This window comes from Citrobacter sp. LJND-P06, assembly GCF_058188415.1.
In genome coordinates this window covers 2,471,853-2,491,935 of sequence record NZ_CP187317.1, presented here as the reverse complement: position 1 = coordinate 2,491,935, position 20,083 = coordinate 2,471,853, and the positions used below count along the sequence as shown (strand labels likewise).

At 52.3% G+C, this 20,083-nt stretch carries 22 protein-coding genes and 1 pseudogene; 11 read left to right on the top strand and 12 right to left on the bottom strand.

What is annotated here, in order from left to right; all coding sequences use genetic code 11:
- Nucleotides 1–19 precede the first annotated feature (19 nt).
- Nucleotides 20–367, top strand: a complete 348-nt coding sequence (gene grxD, locus ACO7SM_RS11925) for a monothiol glutaredoxin 4 (RefSeq protein ID WP_003832760.1) — start codon at nt 20–22, stop codon at nt 365–367.
- 105 nt (nt 368–472) lie between these two features.
- Nucleotides 473–1,686, top strand: a protein-coding gene (locus tag ACO7SM_RS11920) for an IS3 family transposase (RefSeq protein ID WP_490467723.1) whose coding sequence is annotated in 2 segments (ribosomal slippage) — nt 473–815 and nt 815–1,686 — 1,215 coding nt in all. Because the reading frame shifts where the segments join, the coding sequence is not laid out codon by codon here.
- Between the two features lie 59 nt (nt 1,687–1,745).
- Here the strand turns inward: ACO7SM_RS11920 and rnt are convergent.
- The 4 genes from rnt to ACO7SM_RS11900 form a co-directional block, all read right to left on the bottom strand.
- Nucleotides 1,746–2,393, bottom strand: a complete 648-nt coding sequence (gene rnt / locus ACO7SM_RS11915) for a ribonuclease T (RefSeq protein WP_490467722.1) — start codon at nt 2,391–2,393, stop codon at nt 1,746–1,748.
- A gap of 101 nt (nt 2,394–2,494) precedes the next feature.
- Nucleotides 2,495–2,902 carry a lactoylglutathione lyase gene (gene gloA, locus ACO7SM_RS11910; protein WP_490467721.1) on the bottom strand — a complete coding sequence of 136 codons (408 nt, stop codon included), beginning with the start codon at nt 2,900–2,902 and terminating at the stop codon, nt 2,495–2,497.
- Nucleotides 2,903–2,999: 97 nt separating this feature from the next.
- The gene (locus tag ACO7SM_RS11905; RefSeq protein ID WP_490467720.1) at nt 3,000–4,097 is read right to left on the bottom strand and encodes an alkene reductase; all 1,098 of its coding nucleotides are present in this window, start codon (nt 4,095–4,097) and stop codon (nt 3,000–3,002) included.
- A 57-nt stretch (nt 4,098–4,154) separates the two neighbouring features.
- Nucleotides 4,155–4,754 (bottom strand): TetR/AcrR family transcriptional regulator, encoded by a 600-nt coding sequence (locus tag ACO7SM_RS11900; RefSeq protein WP_490467719.1) that lies wholly within the window; start codon nt 4,752–4,754, stop codon nt 4,155–4,157.
- Between the two features lie 153 nt (nt 4,755–4,907).
- Between ACO7SM_RS11900 and ACO7SM_RS11895 the strand changes: the two genes are divergently transcribed.
- From ACO7SM_RS11895 to sodC, 3 genes are all read left to right on the top strand, one after another.
- The gene (locus tag ACO7SM_RS11895) at nt 4,908–5,147 is read left to right on the top strand and encodes a DUF1289 domain-containing protein (protein WP_192612101.1); all 240 of its coding nucleotides are present in this window, start codon (nt 4,908–4,910) and stop codon (nt 5,145–5,147) included.
- Between the two features lie 49 nt (nt 5,148–5,196).
- The gene (locus ACO7SM_RS11890) at nt 5,197–6,093 is read left to right on the top strand and encodes an aldo/keto reductase (RefSeq protein WP_490467718.1); all 897 of its coding nucleotides are present in this window, start codon (nt 5,197–5,199) and stop codon (nt 6,091–6,093) included.
- Between the two features lie 75 nt (nt 6,094–6,168).
- Entirely contained in the window at nt 6,169–6,690 is a 522-nt protein-coding gene (sodC, locus tag ACO7SM_RS11885; protein WP_490467717.1) for a superoxide dismutase [Cu-Zn] SodC, read from the top strand.
- On the opposite strand, the pseudogene ACO7SM_RS11880 reads toward sodC, so the two are convergent.
- From ACO7SM_RS11880 to ACO7SM_RS11870, 3 genes and pseudogenes are all read right to left on the bottom strand, one after another.
- A pseudogene (locus ACO7SM_RS11880) lies at nt 6,666–8,706 on the bottom strand (FUSC family protein). The gene sodC and the pseudogene ACO7SM_RS11880 sit on opposite strands and share 25 nt — an antisense overlap.
- Complete coding sequence (locus ACO7SM_RS11875; protein ID WP_490467716.1) at nt 8,706–9,569, bottom strand: efflux RND transporter periplasmic adaptor subunit; 864 nt, start codon at nt 9,567–9,569, stop codon at nt 8,706–8,708. The pseudogene ACO7SM_RS11880 and the gene ACO7SM_RS11875 overlap by 1 nt, the downstream one beginning before the upstream one ends.
- Nucleotides 9,570–9,571: 2 nt before the next feature.
- Nucleotides 9,572–9,808: a DUF1656 domain-containing protein gene (locus ACO7SM_RS11870; protein ID WP_490467715.1), complete on the bottom strand. Its 237-nt coding sequence runs from the start codon at nt 9,806–9,808 to the stop codon at nt 9,572–9,574.
- Nucleotides 9,809–10,002: 194 nt separating this feature from the next.
- Here ACO7SM_RS11870 and slyA point away from each other — a divergent pair, with 194 nt between their 5' ends.
- The gene (slyA, locus tag ACO7SM_RS11865) at nt 10,003–10,443 is read left to right on the top strand and encodes a transcriptional regulator SlyA (protein WP_490467714.1); all 441 of its coding nucleotides are present in this window, start codon (nt 10,003–10,005) and stop codon (nt 10,441–10,443) included.
- 71 nt (nt 10,444–10,514) lie between these two features.
- Here slyA and slyB read toward each other — a convergent pair whose 3' ends face one another.
- Nucleotides 10,515–10,982 (bottom strand): outer membrane lipoprotein SlyB, encoded by a 468-nt coding sequence (gene slyB, locus ACO7SM_RS11860; RefSeq protein ID WP_162380421.1) that lies wholly within the window; start codon nt 10,980–10,982, stop codon nt 10,515–10,517.
- A 278-nt stretch (nt 10,983–11,260) separates the two neighbouring features.
- Between slyB and anmK the strand changes: the two genes are divergently transcribed.
- The 5 genes from anmK (at nt 11,261) to pdxY (ending at nt 15,834) form a co-directional block, all read left to right on the top strand.
- On the top strand, nt 11,261–12,382 hold the full coding sequence (anmK, locus tag ACO7SM_RS11855; RefSeq protein ID WP_490467713.1) for an anhydro-N-acetylmuramic acid kinase: 1,122 nt from the start codon (nt 11,261–11,263) through the stop codon (nt 12,380–12,382).
- Between the two features lie 92 nt (nt 12,383–12,474).
- Nucleotides 12,475–12,798, top strand: a complete 324-nt coding sequence (mliC, locus tag ACO7SM_RS11850) for a C-type lysozyme inhibitor (RefSeq protein ID WP_490467712.1) — start codon at nt 12,475–12,477, stop codon at nt 12,796–12,798.
- Between the two features lie 58 nt (nt 12,799–12,856).
- Nucleotides 12,857–13,513, top strand: coding sequence for a pyridoxamine 5'-phosphate oxidase (pdxH, locus tag ACO7SM_RS11845; protein ID WP_490467711.1), 657 nt, complete (start codon nt 12,857–12,859; stop codon nt 13,511–13,513).
- A 126-nt stretch (nt 13,514–13,639) separates the two neighbouring features.
- Nucleotides 13,640–14,914: a tyrosine--tRNA ligase gene (gene tyrS, locus ACO7SM_RS11840; protein WP_203357939.1), complete on the top strand. Its 1,275-nt coding sequence runs from the start codon at nt 13,640–13,642 to the stop codon at nt 14,912–14,914.
- A gap of 59 nt (nt 14,915–14,973) precedes the next feature.
- Entirely contained in the window at nt 14,974–15,834 is an 861-nt protein-coding gene (pdxY, locus tag ACO7SM_RS11835) for a pyridoxal kinase PdxY (RefSeq protein WP_490467710.1), read from the top strand.
- 92 nt (nt 15,835–15,926) lie between these two features.
- On the opposite strand, the gene gstA is transcribed toward pdxY, so the two are convergent.
- From gstA to rsxE, 4 genes are all read right to left on the bottom strand, one after another.
- Entirely contained in the window at nt 15,927–16,532 is a 606-nt protein-coding gene (gstA, locus tag ACO7SM_RS11830; RefSeq protein ID WP_490467709.1) for a glutathione transferase GstA, read from the bottom strand.
- Between the two features lie 105 nt (nt 16,533–16,637).
- Entirely contained in the window at nt 16,638–18,143 is a 1,506-nt protein-coding gene (gene dtpA, locus ACO7SM_RS11825; protein WP_490467708.1) for a dipeptide/tripeptide permease DtpA, read from the bottom strand.
- Nucleotides 18,144–18,755: 612 nt separating this feature from the next.
- Complete coding sequence (nth, locus tag ACO7SM_RS11820; protein ID WP_490467707.1) at nt 18,756–19,391, bottom strand: endonuclease III; 636 nt, start codon at nt 19,389–19,391, stop codon at nt 18,756–18,758.
- Nucleotides 19,388–20,083 (bottom strand): electron transport complex subunit RsxE, encoded by a 696-nt coding sequence (rsxE, locus tag ACO7SM_RS11815; protein ID WP_490467706.1) that lies wholly within the window; start codon nt 20,081–20,083, stop codon nt 19,388–19,390. The genes nth and rsxE overlap by 4 nt, the downstream gene beginning before the upstream one ends.

Sequence of the window (20,083 nt, the reverse complement as noted above, 5' to 3'; positions counted from 1 at the left end):
AGTTAAAGGAAGCAAGACAATGAGCACCACTATCGAAAAAATCCAGCGCCAGATCGCTGAAAACCCGATTCTCCTGTACATGAAAGGTTCTCCAAAACTGCCTAGCTGTGGTTTCTCCGCACAGGCTGTCCAGGCGTTGTCTGCCTGTGGCGAGCGTTTTGCCTATGTTGATATCCTGCAGAACCCGGATATTCGCGCGGAATTACCGAAATATGCAAACTGGCCAACCTTCCCGCAACTGTGGGTTGATGGTGAACTGGTTGGCGGCTGTGATATTTTGATCGAAATGTATCAGCGCGGTGAGTTGCAGCAACTGATTAAAGAAACTGCGGCGAAATACAAAACCGAAGAACCTGATGCTGAGTAATCAGCAGAAATAAAAAAAGCGACCATTCATTGGTCGCTTTTTTATGGGCGTTGACCCGTCCTAAATAGCGTTGACACATTTAACTCGCACACTGAGGAGAATGTGATGAACCAATACATTAAACGCACACAACGCGATTACCCACTATCCTTTAAACTGGCCGTTGTTGAACAGGTCGAAAAAGGTGAAATGACTTACCGCCAGGCGCAAGATCGCTACGGTATTCAGGGTAGCTACACAGTCATGGCATGGCTGCGCAAATATGGTCAACTCGACTGGCGTTCCTCCTCTCCTGTCAGAGCATGCGGAGTTAACATGCCTAAAATGCCTCTCACCCCCGAACAGCGAATTAAAGAACTCGAGCAGCAACTCGCTGAATCAGAAATCAAAGCACAGTTTTTTGAAGCGGTTGTGAAAGTTATGAATACGGAGTTCGGAGCGACTCTGACAAAAAAGCAGTTGGACGTCTTATCACGCAAACACAAACGCCGGGACTCACAGTAACACGTGCCTGCCGGTTCCTGGGGATTAGCCGGCAGGCATGGTATCAGTCTTTGCAGCGTGAGCGTGGCCGGGAAATTCAGGCCAGGAACATCATTGAACAGGTGACGACCATCCGGTTGCAACAGCCCCGGCTGGGCACGCGTAAATTGCATTATCTGCTGCGACAACAAGCAGACCCGGCGCTGTATGTTGGCCGTGACCGTCTGTTCCGGATACTGCGTTGCTCGCATTTACTGGTGATGCCGAAGCGGGCCTATCATAAAACGACGAACAGCCATCATCGCTTTTATTGTCACCCTAACTTATTGAAGTCAGGTGAACATCAGGTTGTTGCCAGCCATCCGGAACAGATATGGGTCGCGGATATCACGTATCTTCCACTGCGTCAGGGAACGGCGTATGTCAGTCTGGTAACCGATGTCTGGTCGCGAAAAATAGTGGGATATCATGTACATGAAAGTCTGCATACCCGGCATGTGGCCACCGCACTCAAAATGGCACTGGTGAGCAGGCGTACAACAGCCCCACTGATACATCACTCAGACCGGGGTATCCAGTACTGTTCAACAGAATATCAGGCGCTGCATGAACGTTACGGCGTCATCTGCTCGATGACGGATGGATATGACTGCTATCAGAATGCGCTGGCGGAACGGGTAAACGGGATATTAAAAATGGAATATCTTCTCGTCAGGCCAGAAGATATTGAGCAGGCGAGAAAGATGGTCAGGGAGTCGGTAGAGATTTACAACACACGGCGACCCCATCTGTCGTTAAAATACAAAACGCCCGATGAAGTTCATCAGGCGTTTTAAGGCTGAAAAGTGTCAACCTATATCAGGACTAGTCACGTTACCCGTCCTGAATAAAATGATTACGCGTCTTCCGGTAGCGGTAGCGGCCACCCGCCAAGGCGTTTCCAGCGGTTCACAATTTCGCAAAACAGGATTGCAGTGCGTTCGGTGTCATAGAGCGCGGAGTGCGCCTGGGCGCCATCAAACTCCATACCTGCCGCCAGACAGGCTTTTGACAATACGGTTTGCCCCAGCGCCAGACCGCTGAGTGCCGCGGTATCGAAGGTCACGAAAGGATGGAACGGATTACGCTTCAACGATGCGCGTTCCGCTGCGGCCATCATAAAGCCGTGGTCGAAGGTGGCATTGTGGGCAACCATGATGGCCCGGTTGCAACCGCTGTCTTTAATGCCTTTGCGCACCATTTTGAATATTGCGTGCAACGCGTCGTACTCGCTGACGGCGCCGCGCAGTGGATTCGACGGATCGATGCCGTTAAAGGCCAGCGCCTCAGGCTGTAAGTTTGCCCCTTCAAACGGTTCGACATGAAAATGCAGCGTCGTGTCCGGCATCAACCAGCCTTGTTCATCCATTTTCAGTGTGATGGCGGCGATCTCAAGCAGCGCATCGGTTTTGGCGTTAAACCCGGCCGTTTCGACATCTATTACGACAGGATAAAAACCACGAAAACGGTCACACAGACCGGAAAGTTGAGCGTTATCGGACATCAGGGTCTCTTAATACAGAAAAATTGCAGCGCGCATTATGCCAAATTTTGTGCCGGGATGCAGTAAAACAACGGGCGCAGGGGTCTGCACCCGGAAGGAAATCAGTTGCCCAGACCGCGACCTGCGTCTTTCTCTTCGATCAGTTCGATTTTGTAACCGTCCGGATCTTCAACAAACGCAATCACCGTGCTGCCGCCTTTGACCGGGCCTGCTTCACGGGTGACGTTGCCGCCATTTTGGCGAATGCGCTCGCAGGCTTCGGCGGCGTTATCCACACTCAGGGCGATATGACCGTACGCGGTACCCAGCTCATACTTGCCGACGCCCCAGTTATAGGTCAGCTCAATCACCGCTTCATCACGTTCTTCACCGTAACCGACGAATGCCAGAGAATATTTGTATTCGGTGTTTTCGCTGGTGCGCAGCAGTTTCATGCCCAGCACGTTGGTGTAAAAATCAATGGAGCGTTGCAGATCGCCGACGCGCAACATGGTATGAAGTAAACGCATTGTGGTTCCCCTTTAAAATGGTCAATACATTCAAAATGTTGTTTTAGTATAGCGGCGATTTTACGCCGCTATCAATGAAGGAATACAGAAGGTGGGATCAGAGAGTAGGGTAGTCGGTATAGCCTTCCGCGCCACCGCCATAAAAACTCTCACTGCGCTGTGGGTTGAGTTCGGCTTTACGTTGCAGACGCGCAACCAGATCCGGGTTGGCAATATAGGCACGACCAAATGCCACCGCATCGATCAACCCTTTGGCGATCAGATCCTCGGCTTTTTCCGGGGTGTATGCGCCAGCGCCGATAATTGGGCCATGGAAGCGTTCACGTACTTTACGACGGAATTCTTCGGTATAAGGTTGACCGCCCGCCCAGTCCGGTTCGGACATGTGCAGATACGCAATGCCGCGTTTGCCCAGTTCTTCAATCAGATACAGCGCGTCGGCTTCTTCGTTCGGGCCGTTATCCACATTCTGGAAAGAACCTATTGGTGACACGCGAATACCAATGCGGTCTGCGCCCCATTCCTGAATACCGGCATCCACCACTTCCAGAACCAGACGCGCACGGTTTTCAACGCTGCCGCCGTATTGATCGGTACGGTGGTTTGAGGAAGGGGAAAGGAACTGATGCAACAGATAACCGTGGGCTGAATGCAGTTCAACCAGATCGAAACCGGCTTCACGCGCGTTCGCAATCGCCTGGCGGAAATCGTTCACGATGCCCGGAATTTCGTCGGTTTCCAGCGCGCGCGGCATAGAGGTATCTACGCGGGTCGCATGACCATTCTCATCGCGCAGAGAAGTACGGGTATTCGCGATGATCGCGGAAGCGGAAACAGGCGCCTGACCATTTGGCTGCAGGCTGTTGTGAGAGATACGCCCGGTGTGCCAAAGTTGCACGGCAATATGCCCCTGTTCTGCGTGAACACCGGCAGTGATTTTTTTCCATGCGGCAATCTGTTCCGGGCTGTGCAGCCCTGGTGCGCCAGCGTAACCCTTCGCCTGGGCAGAGATCTGGGTCGCTTCGGAGATGATAAGCCCCGAACTTGCGCGTTGACGATAATACTCCGCCATTAACGGTGTCGGAATATCACCCGGCTCAATGCTGCGCAAACGGGTAAGAGGGGCCATAAATACGCGGTTTGCGGCGGTAATGGCACCGACTTTCAGTGGGGTAAATAATTTTTCGGATGACATGGTGGATGACTCCTGAATAGACCGGTCGTCTAGTGATGAAGTAAATAAAAACGCCTGTTAAACGGCAGGCGTTGCAACAATGGTTTTTACATGTGCCAGCGCGCTTTCCAGCGGGGTGGCACTACGAGAAATTTTGGCCTGCAGATTCGCCCCTAACCACAGGGCATACAGCACCTGCGCCTGTTGCAGAGGTTCCCCGGCAAACGACAAACAGTGACTTTCACGCCCTTTTTCCAGCGCCTGCGCCAGCAGCGCAGTAATGTGCCGTGCGCCTTTGTCCATCGCGGTACGCATATCTTCCGAAAGGTCGCACACCTCAGCGGAAAGTTTAACGGTTAAACAACCGCTAATACTGCCTTGCTGGCAAAACTGGTTCAGGGTTTCCTGATAGTACGTCAGAACCCGATCGCGATAATTACCCGCGCCGGATTCTAGGAGCGTTGCCAGACGCAGATGGTACGCCGCATAGTGACGTTCGAGCATCGCGACGCCAAACGCTTCTTTAGAGCGAAAATAGTGATAAAACGAACCCTTCGGCACTTCGGCGGTTTTTAGCAGCTCGCTCAACCCCATTCCGGTGAAGCCTTTCTGCATGCAAAGCTTTTCGCCTGTTGCCAGAAGATGTTCGCGTGTGTCATGTTCAGTCTGTTTGTTCATGGGAAAAGAGTGTAATAGACCAGTCGGTCTAATGCAACAGAAGTTGCCAGAATTTCAGTTAGCGTCTTCAATTGTCATAGAGATATCATCCTTCAGGCGGTGCGCCGCAACATGAAGTATGGGGTGCAGAGCTACCTTAATTAAGGAGGGGATGTGGCTGAGCAGTTGGAGTTTTTTCCCGTCCAGAGCCCGTGTCGCGGCATCTGTCAGTCGGATGATCGTGGGTTTTGTCGTGGATGTCTGCGCAGCCGTGATGAGCGCTTTAACTGGCAAAATATGAGCGATGCCGAAAAACAAGAGGTGCTGCGTTTATGCCGTCAGCGCCTGATGCGCAGATTGCGTGCAAACAAACCCGATCCGCAGGAAGAACCGCAACAACCTTCACTCTTTTAAAAGCGTAATTGCGTATACTCAACACCTGTCTATTGATGAGGAAGCTGTTATGGTTCAGCGTGTCACGATTGCGCCGCAAGGCCCGGAGTTTTCCCGCTTCGTTATGGGCTACTGGCGTTTGATGGACTGGAATATGTCCGCGCGTCAGTTGGTCAGTTTCATTGAAGAGCATCTTGAATTAGGCGTTACCACGGTTGACCATGCGGATATTTATGGTGGTTACCAGTGTGAAGCGGCATTTGGCGAGGCCATGAAGCTGGCGCCGCATCTGCGCGAACGCATGCAAATTGTCACTAAGTGCGGTATTGCGACTACTGCGCGGGCAGAAAATACGCTCGGCCATTACATTACCGATAGCGCACATATTATTGCCAGCGCGGAACAGTCGCTGAAAAATCTGGCAACCGACCATCTTGACCTGCTGTTGATTCATCGCCCCGATCCGTTGATGGACGCCGATGATGTCGCAGAAGCGTTTAAACAATTGCACAAAAGTGGAAAGGTCAGCCACTTTGGGGTGTCGAACTTCACGCCAGCACAGTTCACGTTGTTGCAGTCACGCCTGCCGTTCACCCTCGCCACTAACCAGGTGGAAATCTCGCCAGTTCACCAGCCTCTGTTACTGGATGGTACGCTCGATCAGCTCCAGCAACTGCGTATTCGCCCAATGGCCTGGTCCTGCCTCGGCGGCGGGCGCTTGTTTAATGATGAGCAATTCCAGCCGCTGCGTAATGAACTTGCCACGATTGCGGAAGAACTCAATGCGCAATCCATCGAGCAGGTGGTGTATGCGTGGATTTTGCGACTGCCTTCGCAGCCATTGCCCATTATCGGCTCCGGGAAAATTGAGCGGGTGCGTTCGGCGATTGAAGCAGAGTCATTGAATATGACGCGCCAGCAATGGTTCCGTATCCGCAAAGCCGCTCTCGGTTACGACGTGCCATAACCCACATACGGACTTTACGCTCAAGATTATTTCGCTGGTTTACACTTAACGGGGAGATAAATTGACGGAGGTTCTATGAAACGTGTGAGTCTGGCAATGTTGACGCTGTTGGTTTGTGCGGGTGCGCAGGCCAACAGTGAAAAAGTGGACATGAATCTGGTGACATCGCAAGGCGTCGGGCAAGCGATTGGCACGGTTACTATCACAGAAACCGATAAAGGCCTGCAATTTACCCCCGATCTTAACGCGTTACCTGCGGGAGAACATGGTTTTCACGTCCATTCCAACGGGAGCTGCGAGCCCGCGATGAAAGAGGGTAAAGCCTCCGCCGCGGAGTCCGCAGGAGGACATCTCGATCCCCATAAAACCGGCAAACATGAAGGCCCCGGTGGCGCAGGCCATATGGGTGACTTGCCCCTGCTGGTGGTGAAGAGCGACGGTACGGCGACAACGCCGGTTGTTGCCCCGCGACTCACATCCCTCGATGACGTTAAACACAAGGCGCTGATTGTCCATGCTGGCGGCGATAACATGTCCGATCAACCAAAACCGCTGGGCGGTGGCGGGGCGCGTTATGCCTGTGGCGTTATCAAATAATCAGGATGTCAGCGTACCCTGCGGTGGCGCTTGTTCAAGTTGCGAAAGTGAGCAGTGAAGTCGCCAGATAAGCGCCGCCAGTTCTTGTGCCGCGGGCTGATGATGGTGCGAAAGCGTGTCGCAGATGCGCTGCAATTCCTGCAACGTGGTGGCGAGTGGGCGTTGTTGAACGCCGCGCTCGCTCATCACGTCATGCAATAACGCGATGCAAATATCTCTCACCCGCGAAAGTGGATCTGAACGTGCCTCCCAGGCGCGTAACTGCCAGACAACGTGCGAACAGTTCAGCAACACCACTCCCCACCGTAATAACCACCGTCGCGCTAACGCATCCTGACTGTTACTGAGTTGGCTAACGTGATGATACGTCAGGGATTCAAACTCATTCTCGCTCAGCGAGGGGTAACGACTGAGCTGATCCACAAAATCCCGGCGTAATGCGCGAATGTGACGTCGGCTTTTCCTGGCGTCTGAGCCGGGGCGTAGAATGGCGAACGCCAGCCAGGAGAGGGCAACGCCGGCTATCTTGGCGGTGTTGTCGTTTAAAAAGTCAGCCAGATCATAAACTGGCGGGTTAGTGACGGCGATAAACGACCCCATAAACACAATGAGCTGCCCCCAAAGCCCCGCCAGTTTTGGCATCTGTAACTTCAGTAACTGCATCGTCGCCAGCAGCGGGAACAGGAACAACAGGAACTGCCAGAGATCGGTGATTTGTACCATCAGCCCAAATTTGACGACGAAACTGAACAGCGACAACAGAATAAGCGTGCGCATCAGCAGAGAGAGCGATTTGAATGGGGTCGCAACGGCAGAATAGAGTACGCAACTGATGGCCGCCAGCGTTAACGCGCCAGAGCCGGACTCCCATTGCGCGCCAATGCTCCACGCGCCAATCACCATCAATGTGCAAAACGTCCGCAGGCCACTCCAGATGGCTTCCGCGTTATCGGTGTGACGGGCAAGTCCAGGGCTGCGCTTCACGCTTATTTGCTCAACCGGCGCGCCATTTTCCAGCAAATTTAAGCGATAGCTGCTTTGTAAGTAGACCCGGCAGAAATACCGTAACCGTTGCCAGAATGCGACGTGCCGATAGTCCTGGTTGTCCAGTGGGCGCAATGGGGCAATAATCCGCGCCACGGTGTAGCTGTCTGTCTGCGGTTTAGCGAGCGTGACCAGCAGTTGCTCAATCACATCCGGGAGATGTGCCGGTGGATTGGGCCAGTTGAGTAGCATTCTGCGAAGGCTTGAGATGACGCTGGTCAGACGTAGTTGCTGGTGCAGCAGTGAATTGAGCAAGGCATTCTGCTGACGAAAACGATAATGGCTCCAGAAGGCCTGGATGCGTAATAAATTCATCGTCAGGATTTGACCAATCACCCCTTCGTGGGCGGAACGAATAGCGTCCGTTGTCTCGGGCCGCCAGAGTTGACTGGCATGTTCCAGTAATCGCGCATGCATGTTTTTTAACGCGGTGAGCAATGTGGTGCCGTCAGACGTACTGGGCAAGATCATCATCATTGTCGCCCCACACAGGATCCCTACAATCACTTCACACACGCGAGCCTGAGCAATATCCCATAACTGGGTTATCTCGCTAATGTTGACCATCGGAAAGGCGATGATTGCCGCCGTATAGCCTGCTAACTGAAACGCATAGGCCACGTTGTTGGTGAAGTGCGCGCAGGCCCAGGTACAAAAGCCAATCCAGGCGGCCATACTCAGCAAAAAGAGCCAGGGCTCGTTGAGGGTATGTCCCGCCAGGATCAGGGCCGCGGTTGCGCCAAGTAAACTCCCGGCGATACGCCCGAGGCTTTTGCTGATAACGCCACCTACTGTCGGAAAACTCACTACCGCAGCAGAGGTCATCGCCCAGTAGGGTTCATCCAGGTTCAGATAATAGGCAAACGTCAGTGCAAGACACATGGCAATGGTGTTGCGTAAGGCATATCGCCATTGCCCCGATGTTGCTTTAAACCAGGGGGCGTTTTGCAACACCTGTTGAAGGCGTTTCATTAGCGCTGACCAGCAATCGCCACGCTACAGGTGGTGCCCGACACCAGCGTGACGTCATGCGGCAACGCGTTAAATTCAATACGTACAGGGACGCGCTGCGCCAGGCGAACCCACGGAACATTGGGCTTGATATCAGGCACCAGCCCGGAATCGCTTTCCACACTTTGGTCGTAAATGGCCCGGCCAATGCTGGATACGTGACCCTGTAACTTTATATTGCCGCTGTACAATGTAATGTGTGCCGGAGCGCCTTCACGGATATGGCGTAATTTGGTTTCCTCAAAATAGCCGATCACATAAAATGAGTGACTGTCGACAAGCGCAAACAGGGGCTTGCCGGTGGTGGCATAATCGCCCGTGCGGGTCGATAGATTGGTTACCCACCCGGCGACCGGGGCTTTGACTTCCGTTTGGGTGAGTTGCCACTGCGCCTGATTCAGGGTTGCTCTGGCGACGTCAACACTGGCCTGCATGGCTTTAACGTTGAGATTCGCCGTGTCCATATCTTCGGCGGAGATATAGTTTTGGGATAAATGCCGACGGCGATTTGCCTCATTATTGGCTTTTGCCAGGTCGGACTGCGCTTTCGCGAGCTGTGCCTGTGCGTTAAGTTCAGCAATATGGAACGGGGTCTTGTCGATAGTGAAGAGAAGATCGCCTGCATTGACGAACTGGTTATCTTTCACATTGAGTTGAATTATGCTTCCGGAGACCTGAGGCGTCACGCTCACTTGTTCTGCCCGGACTTTACCATCACGCGTCCACGGCGACTGCATATAATAATTCCACAGCCACCACCCGGCCAGCACGGCGATAACAGCAACCCCAATGGTTGAAAAGTATTTAATGGTTTTCAGGGACATAATCACCACACAATCAGTAAGATAAGGCTCAGGCAGACGCAAAGTGTGAAAAGAGAAAGGTCCATCAACATGGGATGCCAGATTTCACCTGAGTAAATCCAGTCGCGCAACAGGCGATGGAAAATCAACCAGATAACAAATCCCAGCGCGAACGCTTTGAACAGGGGAGGAAAATACACTGATGCGCCGAACACCAGATCTTGTAAGGGCAATCCTGTTGCGTTGAACATGAATGTCACAAGCACTATTCCTTTGCATTAGAAAGCGTGGTTTTACATTGAGTATAGAGTGGGGCAACGCACGTCTTTCTCGCATAATGTCTGAAAAAATGTCTACCCGTATGCAAATTTAGCAATACATTTGTTTTGAGAATATAAATGCTGCACACTATTCTAAAATCAGTATAATAACTTAGCAAGCTAATTATAAGGAGATGAAATTGGAATCGCCACTAGGTTCTGATCTGGCACGGTTGGTGCGCATTTGGCGTGCTCTGATTGACCATCGCCTGAAACCTCTGGAGTTGACGCAGACACACTGGGTAACGCTGCACAACATTCATCAATTGCCGCCTGAGCAGTCGCAAATTCAACTGGCGAAAGCGATCGGCATTGAGCAGCCTTCACTGGTTCGTACGTTAGATCAGCTCGAAGAGAAAGGGTTAATTTCGCGACAGACGTGCCCAAGCGATCGTCGCGCAAAACGTATAAAACTCACGGAAAAAGCCACGCCGCTGATTACCGAGATGGAAGCGGTGATTGATAAGACCCGTGGGGAGATTCTGGAAGGGATTTCTCAGCAGGAAATTGACATTTTAATCAAGCTGGTTGCCAAACTTGAGCACAACATTATCGAGTTGCAGTCGCAGGATTAACCGGAAAGACGTATGTGTGACCCGGCAGGCCACACATACTCGTCTTACGTCAGGCGGTATCAGCGCTCCGGTTAGCGCGGAGAAACGGTAACCTGGCTACCGTTGCTGGCCAGTACAACGCGCTGACCTGCAGAGAACGTGGTACTGCCTTGTTTCTGAACAACCATAATGGTGTTGCCGTCATCTTTACGGATTTCCAGCTCCACACCCTGCGTTTTGTTGATAGCACCCTGTACACTCTGACCTGCAACGCCACCGGCTACTGCACCTGCCGCGGTTGCCAGAGAGCGTCCGGTACCGCCGCCGACGGTGTTACCGATGAAACCACCCAATACCGCACCGCCGATAGCACCGATGACATTCGAATCATCACCACCCTGAATTTGAACCGGACGAGCATTCACAATAGTCCCATACGTGACATTCTGAACTTGTTTTGCTTCAGATGCGGTATAGACATCCCCGGAAAGGCTATCGGTGTTCGTACAGCCCGCCAAAGACAACCCCATCATTGAAACGATCAGCACACGTTTAATCATTTATAAATCTCCTGTTCACCACGAAACGCTACTTAAGCATCCCTCATGGTTAAATTATATGGCATTTGTGAGCCTAAGGTCACATGTTCTACTGGAACATTGTGAAAATCATAATCAGAATTGGGTTAACCAAGTATAAACGGATGACTCGCGAGATTTATCAGAATACAGATTCATCGTGCGGAAAGCGCGCTCAAAATTCGGCAGTGAAGCGTGGCATTGACCGGTATATTATGGTTGAGTGCGAAAAGTGAAATCCATGCCAAAAAGGAAAATATATGAAATCGGGCCGTTTTATTGGTGTTATGTCCGGGACCAGTCTTGACGGTGTCGATGTTGTGCTGGCGGCAATAGACGAAAATATGGTGGCTCAACAGGCGAGTCTGAGTTGGCCGATTCCTGTTCATCTGAAACAGGCCATACTGGATATTTGCCAGGGGCAGCAACTCACGCTTTCCCAATTTGGTCAATTGGATACACAGCTCGGACAACTTTTTGCCGAGGCCGTCAACGCGATGCTGGTACAGCAAAATCTGAAGCCTAAGGACATTATTGCTATCGGCTGCCATGGGCAGACCGTGTGGCATGAGCCTGGTGGGATTGCGCCGCATACCTTGCAAATTGGCGATAACAACCAGATTGTGGCGCGTACCGGAATAACGGTGGTGGGTGATTTTCGGCGTCGTGACATTGCGCTGGGCGGTCAGGGCGCACCGTTGGTTCCCGCATTTCATCAGGCACTGCTGGCGCATCCCACAGAAAGACGCATGGTGCTGAATATTGGGGGCATCGCCAATTTGTCGCTGCTCATCCCCGAACAACCGGTTCGCGGCTATGACACGGGGCCGGGGAATATGCTCATGGATGCGTGGATCTGGCGGCAGTGTGGCAAACCCTATGACAAAGACGCGCAGTGGGCGAGCGAGGGCCATGTTATCCTCCCATTGCTACAGAATATGCTGAGCGACCCGTATTTTTCGCTGCCGGCGCCGAAGAGTACCGGGCGTGAGTATTTCAACTACGGCTGGATAGAACGCCACCTCTCATTATTTCCGGGTCTTCAGCCTCGCGATGTGCAGGCGACGCTGGCGGAACTGACGGCGGTAACGATCTCAGAGCAAGTTTTGCTGAGCGGTGGTTGCGAGCGGTTAATGGTCTGCGGCGGCGGCAGCCGTAACCCGTTGCTGATGGCGCGTCTGGCGGGATTATTGCCAGGAACTGAAGTGACCAGTACCGATGACGCGGGGATCAGCGGCGATGATATGGAAGCGCTTGCCTTTGCCTGGCTTGCCTGGCGAACGCTCGCTGGACTCCCTGGAAACCTGCCTTCAGTGACGGGCGCCTCAGAATCGAGCGTATTGGGCGCTATTTTCCCTGCAAATCCACGATCTCAGAGTTAACTGAATTTTTCTTCGACCGTATGCCGTTACACTGAGGATGTTAAGGAGGGTGTTTTACCCTCCGGGACCAGGAAAGTCGTCAGGATACGTCTATGAAAAAACTCTTACTCGTTTGTCTGCCCATGCTGCTCACCGGTTGTAGCGTCTACAATCAATTCGTTGAGCGTATGCAAACAGATACGCTGGAATACCAGTGTGATGAAAAACCGCTCACCGTCAAATTGAACAATACCCGACAAGAGGTGAGCTTTATCTACGATAATAAACTGCAAACCCTCACGCAGGGCGTGTCTGCATCAGGTGCTCGCTATACGGATGGCATTTACGTCTTCTGGTCAAAAGGCGACAGTGCTACGGTCTACAAACGTGACAGAATTGTGCTAAATAACTGCCAGTTACAAAACCCGAAGCGTTGAGATTTTCAGCAGGGCGGCGCACAATAGCGCCACCCACTGACAATCCGTAGCGAACATCATGTCTGATAACGACGAATTGCAGCAAATCGCGCATTTGCGCCGTGAATACACCAAAGGTGGCCTGCGTCGCCACGATCTTCCCGCCGAACCATTACCCCTTTTTGAGCGCTGGCTGGGTCAGGCATGCGAAGCCAGACTGGCAGATCCGACGGCGATGGTGGTGGCGACCGTTGATGAAAATGGTCAACCCTATCAACGTATCGTGTTACTCAAGCATTACGACGAAAAAGGGATGGTGTTTTATACCAACCTCGGTAGCCGTAAGGCGCATCAACTCGAAAACAATCCGCGCATCAGTCTGTTGTTCCCGTGGCACATGCTGGAACGTCAGGTCATGGTGATTGGTAAAGCGGAACGCCTGTCCACGCTTGAAGTGGTGAAGTATTTTCACAGTCGCCCGCGTGACAGCCAGATTGGCGCCTGGGTTTCTAAACAGTCGAGCCGTATCTCCGCGCGTGGCATCCTCGAAAGCAAGTTCCTTGAACTGAAGCAGAAATTCCAGCAGGGCGACGTGCCGCTGCCCAGTTTCTGGGGCGGTTTTCGCGTCAGCATAGAGCAAATGGAATTCTGGCAGGGTGGCGAACACCGTCTGCATGACCGCTTTTTGTACCAACGCGAAAACAACGGGTGGAAAATCGACAGGCTTGCTCCTTAAAGATGCAAATTTCTTGTTTTAAGCGCTGGTACTCCTGATTCCGGCGCTTTATTCTATGTTTCTTTCGCATCAGGCGAAAAGTCGTGTACCGGCAAAGGTGCAGTCGTTTTATACATGGAGATTTTGATGGCAAGCAGTAACTTGATTAAACAATTGCAAGAGCGGGGGCTGGTAGCCCAGGTGACGGACGAGGAAGCGTTAGCAGAGCGACTGGCGCAAGGCCCGATCGCGCTCTATTGCGGCTTCGATCCTACCGCTGACAGCTTGCATTTGGGGCATCTCGTTCCATTGTTATGCCTGAAACGCTTCCAGCAAGCAGGCCACAAGCCTGTCGCACTGGTAGGTGGCGCGACCGGTCTGATTGGCGACCCGAGCTTTAAAGCCGCTGAGCGTAAACTGAACACCGAAGATACGGTTCAGGAGTGGGTTGATAAAATCCGCAAACAGGTTGCTCCGTTCCTCGATTTCGATTGTGGCGACAACGCTGCAATTGCTGCGAACAACTACGACTGGTTTGGCGGCATGAACGTGCTGACTTTCCTGCGTGACATCGGCAAACACTTCTCCGTTAATCAGATGATCAACAAAGAAGCGGTTAAGCAGCGTCTGAACCGCGACGATCAGGGCATCTCCTTTACCGAGTTCTCCTATAACCTGCTGCAGGGTTATGACTTTGCCTGCCTGAACAAACTGCACGGCGTTGCGCTGCAGATTGGCGGTTCTGACCAGTGGGGTAACATCACGTCCGGTATCGATTTGACGCGTCGTCTGCACCAGAATCAGGTCTTTGGTCTGACGGTTCCGTTGATCACCAAAGCCGACGGCACCAAATTTGGTAAAACCGAAGGCGGCGCGGTCTGGCTGGATCCGAAGAAAACCAGCCCGTACAAGTTCTACCAGTTCTGGATCAACACCGCAGATGCTGACGTGTATCGCTTCCTGAAGTTCTTCACCTTTATGGACATTGAAGAGATCAATGCCCTCGAAGAAGAAGACAAAAACAGCGGTAAGGCACCGCGTGCTCAGTATGTTCTGGCCGAGCAGGTGACGCGTCTGGTTCATGGTGAAGAAGGTCTGGTCGCCGCTAAACGCATCACCGAAAGCCTGTTCAACGGCACGCTGAGTGCGCTGAGCGAAGCTGATTTCGAACAGCTGGCGCAGGATGGCGTACCGATGGTTGAGATGGAAAAGGGTGCCGATCTGATGCAGGCGTTGGTGGATTCTGAACTGCAACCGTCTCGCGGTCAGGCGCGTAAAACGATTGCCTCGAATGCCGTCACCATCAATGGCGAAAAACAATCCGATCCTGAATATTTCTTCAACGATGCGGATCGTTTGTTTGGTCGCTATACCTTATTGCGCCGTGGCAAAAAGAACTACTGTCTGATTTGCTGGAAGTAACGCATTAAGTAACAGGGAGTGAGAAATCACTCCCTTATTTTTAATGTTCAGGTAAAAAAATGAAGAATATCCTCGCCATCCAGTCTCACGTCGTTTTTGGCCACGCGGGTAACAGTGCAGCAGAATTTCCGATGCGTCGTCTTGGCGCGAATGTCTGGCCGCTCAACACCGTTCAATTTTCGAATCACACCCAATACGGTAAATGGACAGGCTGCGTCATGCCACCCAGCCATTTGACCGAAATTGTGCAGGGCATCGCCGAGATTGATCAGCTACAGAAGTGCGACGCCGTACTCAGCGGCTACCTTGGCTCAGCAGAGCAGGGTGAGCATATCCTGGGGATTGTTCGCCAGGTTAAGGCCGCGAATCCGCAGGCGAAGTATTTCTGCGATCCGGTGATGGGGCATCCTGAAAAAGGGTGTATCGTTGCTCCTGGCGTGGCGGAATTCCATGTTCGTCATGCGCTTCCGGCGAGTGACATCATTGCGCCGAATCTGGTTGAGCTGGAAATTCTCTGTGAACATGCCGTACATAATGTTGAAGAAGCCGTGCAGGCCGCCCGTGAGTTGATTGCGATGGGGCCGGAGATCGTGCTGGTGAAACATCTGGCGCGCGCAGGCTACAGCGCGGACCGCTTTGAAATGCTGCTGGTGACCCGCCATGAAGCGTGGCATATCAGTCGTCCATTAGTGGATTTCGGCGCTCGCCAGCCGGTAGGCGTCGGCGATGTGACCAGCGGCTTACTGTTAGTCAAATTGTTGCAGGGCGCGACCCTACAGGAAGCGCTTGAGCATGTGACGGCGGCAGTCTATGAAATTATGATCGCCACCAAAAGTATGCAGGAGTATGAGTTGCAGGTCGTTGCGGCACAGGATTGTATCGCGAAGCCGGAACACTACTTTAGCGCAACCCAGCTCTGACGTAATGCCCGATGGCGCTATCGCTTATCGGGCCGACAGTCAGTCCGTATTGTTGGCCGGGTAAGCGAAACGCCACCCGGCTCTGACAATCGTTAATTCAATCCTTCTGCTTTAAGCGCCGCCTTGACGGTTGGGCGGTCTGCGACCCGCGCCATATAGGCGTCAATGTGTGTTAACCCTTCCAGATTGAGCTTAACGGCTCGCGCCCAGCGCAGCACGGTGAACAGATAAGCATCTGCAACGGTGAAACGCGGCCCGCAAATCCATTGCTCATCTTTTAGAACGTCATTCACGTAGTGCAGTTTTTTCTCCAGCAGGGCGCGAACTGTCGGTTTGTACTCTTCCGGGGTGTCCGGGCGGAACAGCGGCGTAAAGCCTTTATGCAGCTCTGTCGCAATGTAGTTAAGCCATTCCAGCGTTCTGTAGCGCGCAATACTGCTGGTGGGCGCCAGTAGCTGACGATCGGGGACGGTGTCGGCAAGGTATTGCATAATGGCGACCCCTTCAGTCAGCAGTGTGCCGTCGTCCAGCAGGAGTGCAGGAACCTGTCCTTTTGGATTCACCGCGAAATAATCATCGCCGTTTTCCAGACGTTTTTTAATCAGATCAACGCTATCCAGCGTGAAATCTTTACCGCTCTCGCGAAGGGTGATGTGGGAAGCAAGAGAGCAGGCGCCCGGTTTGTAGAACAATTTCATCGGTAACTCCTTTTTGCTGAGGTTTAACCAATGGTAGTGCTACGGCGGCTAAAAAAAAAGCCGCTAACGTAACGTTAGCGGCCTTAAAATCAGTTTCCCTGAAAATTACGCAGTCGCAGCTTTAGCGGCTTTTTCGCGTACATCGTCGTCCTGAGTCATGCGGTTCAGTTTTGGTGCTGTCAGCAGCATCAGAACAGCGATAACCGCAGTAGCGATACCAATCTGCAGGAACACACGACCATAGACTTCCAGAGACATCAGCGGGTCGGTCACGTTTTCCGGCACCGCCATCATGTTAGCGACATAACCACCGATGATGTTTGCACCAGCGGTCGTCAGGAACCAGCTACCCATGATGAAGCCCATCAGACGCTGTGGAACCAGTTGTGCGACCATCGCCAGACCCAGACCAGAAATCATCAGCTCACCGATACTCTGTAAGCCGTAGCACATGATCAGCCAGTTAACGGACACGATACCGGCTTCGTTAGCGAATTTCGCGCCGACGGGCAGGATCAGGAACGCACCGGAGCACAGCACCATACCGATAGCAAACTTGGTAGGCATCGGCAGGGTATCACCCATCTTGTTGTAGATAGCGGCCAGAATCGGGCTACCGATAATGATCCAGAACGGGTTCAGCGCCTGATACTGCTCTGGTTCGAACGCGATACCCAGGATGGAGTGTTCAACGTTACGAATAGCAAAGAAGTTCAGAGACGTCGGCATCTGGCTGTACAGCACGAAGAAGATGATGGCTTCAAGCATCAGAATGAAGGCAACAATCATTTTACGACGCGCGGCACCTTTCATCGCGAAGGCTTCTTTACCGAAGATAAAGACGATGCCCAGTGCGATAACGCCCAGCGCCATACGTGCGATCTGCTGGTTGTGCAGCAACCAGGTTGCAATCGCGACCAGCGCGATAACGCCCAGAATGGTCAGCAGCAGATGACGGAAGTTGATTGGCTCAAAGTCAGGCTTGGAACCGTACTGTTTAACCCAACGCTGGCAGAAGGCGAAGTTAACAACCGTGATCAGCATCCCGACAACGCTCAGCGCAAATGCTGTGCTCCAGCCGTAGCGAGCTGCCAGCCATGGCGTTGCCAGCATGGAGAAGAATGAACCGATATTGACGGACATATAGTACATGGTGAATGCACCGTCCAGACGCGGGTCATCTTTCGCATAGCAGGTTGAAAGCAGAGAAGACGGGTTCGCTTTGAACAGGCCGTTACCGACCGCAATGGCCGCCATACCCATATAAACGATACCAGCGTCGTGACCAGACCATGCTACCAGAGCATAACCAATAGCCAATACGACAGCACCCAACATAATGACACGCTTGGTGCCCAATACTTTATCACCTAACCAGCCACCGATGGCGACCAGTCCATAAACCAGGGCGCTAAAGGAGGAGAAGAGGGTGATGGAATCAGCTTCTGACATACCCAGTTGTTTGACCAGGTAGACGGCCATAATTCCTTGCAGGCCGTAATAACCGAAACGCTCCCATAACTCGATAGAGAAAATGAGATAGAACGCTTTAGGCTGTTTGAATGCGTTCAAACTCACGCTTTCAGTTGGTTTATTGTTTGCAGTAGACACTTTTACCTCTTTTTTTACATCCCATATTAACGGGGGAGTTCAGGTACGTGATGAGTCAAGTTCATCCGTCCGATTGTTATAGTGGGAGGGGAAACGGCAAGTAATGTTCACTATCTTGCCCTGTCAGACAAGGGGTTTGTAATGATCTGTTACATTTAACTTATCTGGTGGAATCCTCGGTCGCACGAAATGTTATGTAGCGTTAAATTTTTTCTATTCAAGAAAGGCAGTTTATTACTCTACAGGGAGGGGTGAAAATCCCCATGGTGGCGATATGTTCTACTCTATAAGGTTTTTCGTAGTGAAATAGGCCATTATCTGAAAAATAGCCAGTGTAATGTTTTGTAGTGAAAAGAGGGTGTCGGGCCATCTGATTGTGGCTTTAACGAAATGTGGCAAAAAAATTCACATTGAGTTATCAAAGTGATCTGGATCACGTATGAATAGAAATTTCCGCTATCAAAAAAACGATTAACCTGGTGGAGTGTTTAATAGCCAGCATATTCCGTTGGAAAGGCTTTCGGACCTGGTATCATTGTCGGTGAATGACGGCGTTCCGAGGGTGTAACAAAACGTTATGAATGTAAGGAGGATGGGCATCCTCCATGTCGCTCAGATATCGACTTTCTCTTTAAATTCACAGAGATCTTCAATAATGCAGGAACCGCAGCGAGGTTTCCGGGCGATACAGGTGTAACGTCCGTGAAGGATCAACCAGTGGTGGCAATCAACTTTAAATTCCGCCGGAACCACCTTGAGCAGCTTTTCTTCAACCTGCTCCACATTCTTGCCCGGCGCAAACTGGGTTCGATTGCAGACGCGGAAAATATGCGTGTCGACGGCAATGGTTGGCCAGCCAAAGGCGGTATTGAGTACCACATTGGCGGTTTTACGTCCTACCCCTGGCAACGCTTCCAGTGCGGCGCGGTCTTCAGGAACGTCACCGTTATGTTGCTCCAGCAAAATCCGACAGGTTTTGATGACGTTCTCGGCTTTGCTGTTGAACAGGCCAATCGTCTTGATATAGGACTTAACGCCCTCGACGCCGAGCGCCAGCATCGCCGCAGGTGTGTTGGCAACAGGGTAGAGCTTCGCCGTCGCTTTGTTCACGCTCACGTCCGTGGCCTGCGCGGAGAGCAAAACGGCGATCAGCAGTTCAAACGGCGACGTAAAATTTAGCTCTGTAGTGGGGTGCGGATTGTTGTCGCGAAGACGCGTCAGGATTTCCAGACGTTTCGTTTTGTTCATGAGACATTCCCTGTTTCGCCCGCCGGCGCATCTGCCGCAACGGCTGCGGCCCGACGTTTTTTCATCTTCTCATCAATAAGGTATTTCACGGCCAGCATGAGCCCCAGACCGATAAACGCGCCCGGCGGCAACATGGCTAACAGGAACGGTGAGTCGGTATGGAAAATTTCTACCCGCAACACTTTTGCCCAACTGCCGAGCAGACCGTCCGCACCGTCAAACAAGGTTCCATTGCCGATGATCTCGCGCAGTGAACCGAGCACGAACATCGCGCAGGTGGCGCCCATCCCGATAGAAAAGCCGTCAAGCGCTGACAGCGCCGGGCCTTTTCTGGCCGCAAACGCCTCTGCACGGCCTACCACAATGCAGTTCGTCACAATCAGAGGGATAAAAATCCCCAGCGACTGGTACAAGCCAAACGCATAAGCATTGATCAGCATTTGTACTGCGCTGACCACGGATGCAATGATCATCACGTAGATAGGGATGCGGATCTCCGCGGGTGTCCAGCGACGGAGTGCCGAAATCGTCAGGTTGGTGAGTGTCAGCACAAGCGTCGTGGCAAGACCTAAACCGAGCGCATTGGTGGCGGTTGAGGTGACTGCCAGCAGAGGGCACATACCGAGTAACTGCACGAGGGCGGAGTTATTTTTCCAGAGTCCCTGAACAATGACGTCTTTAATTTCGCTCAT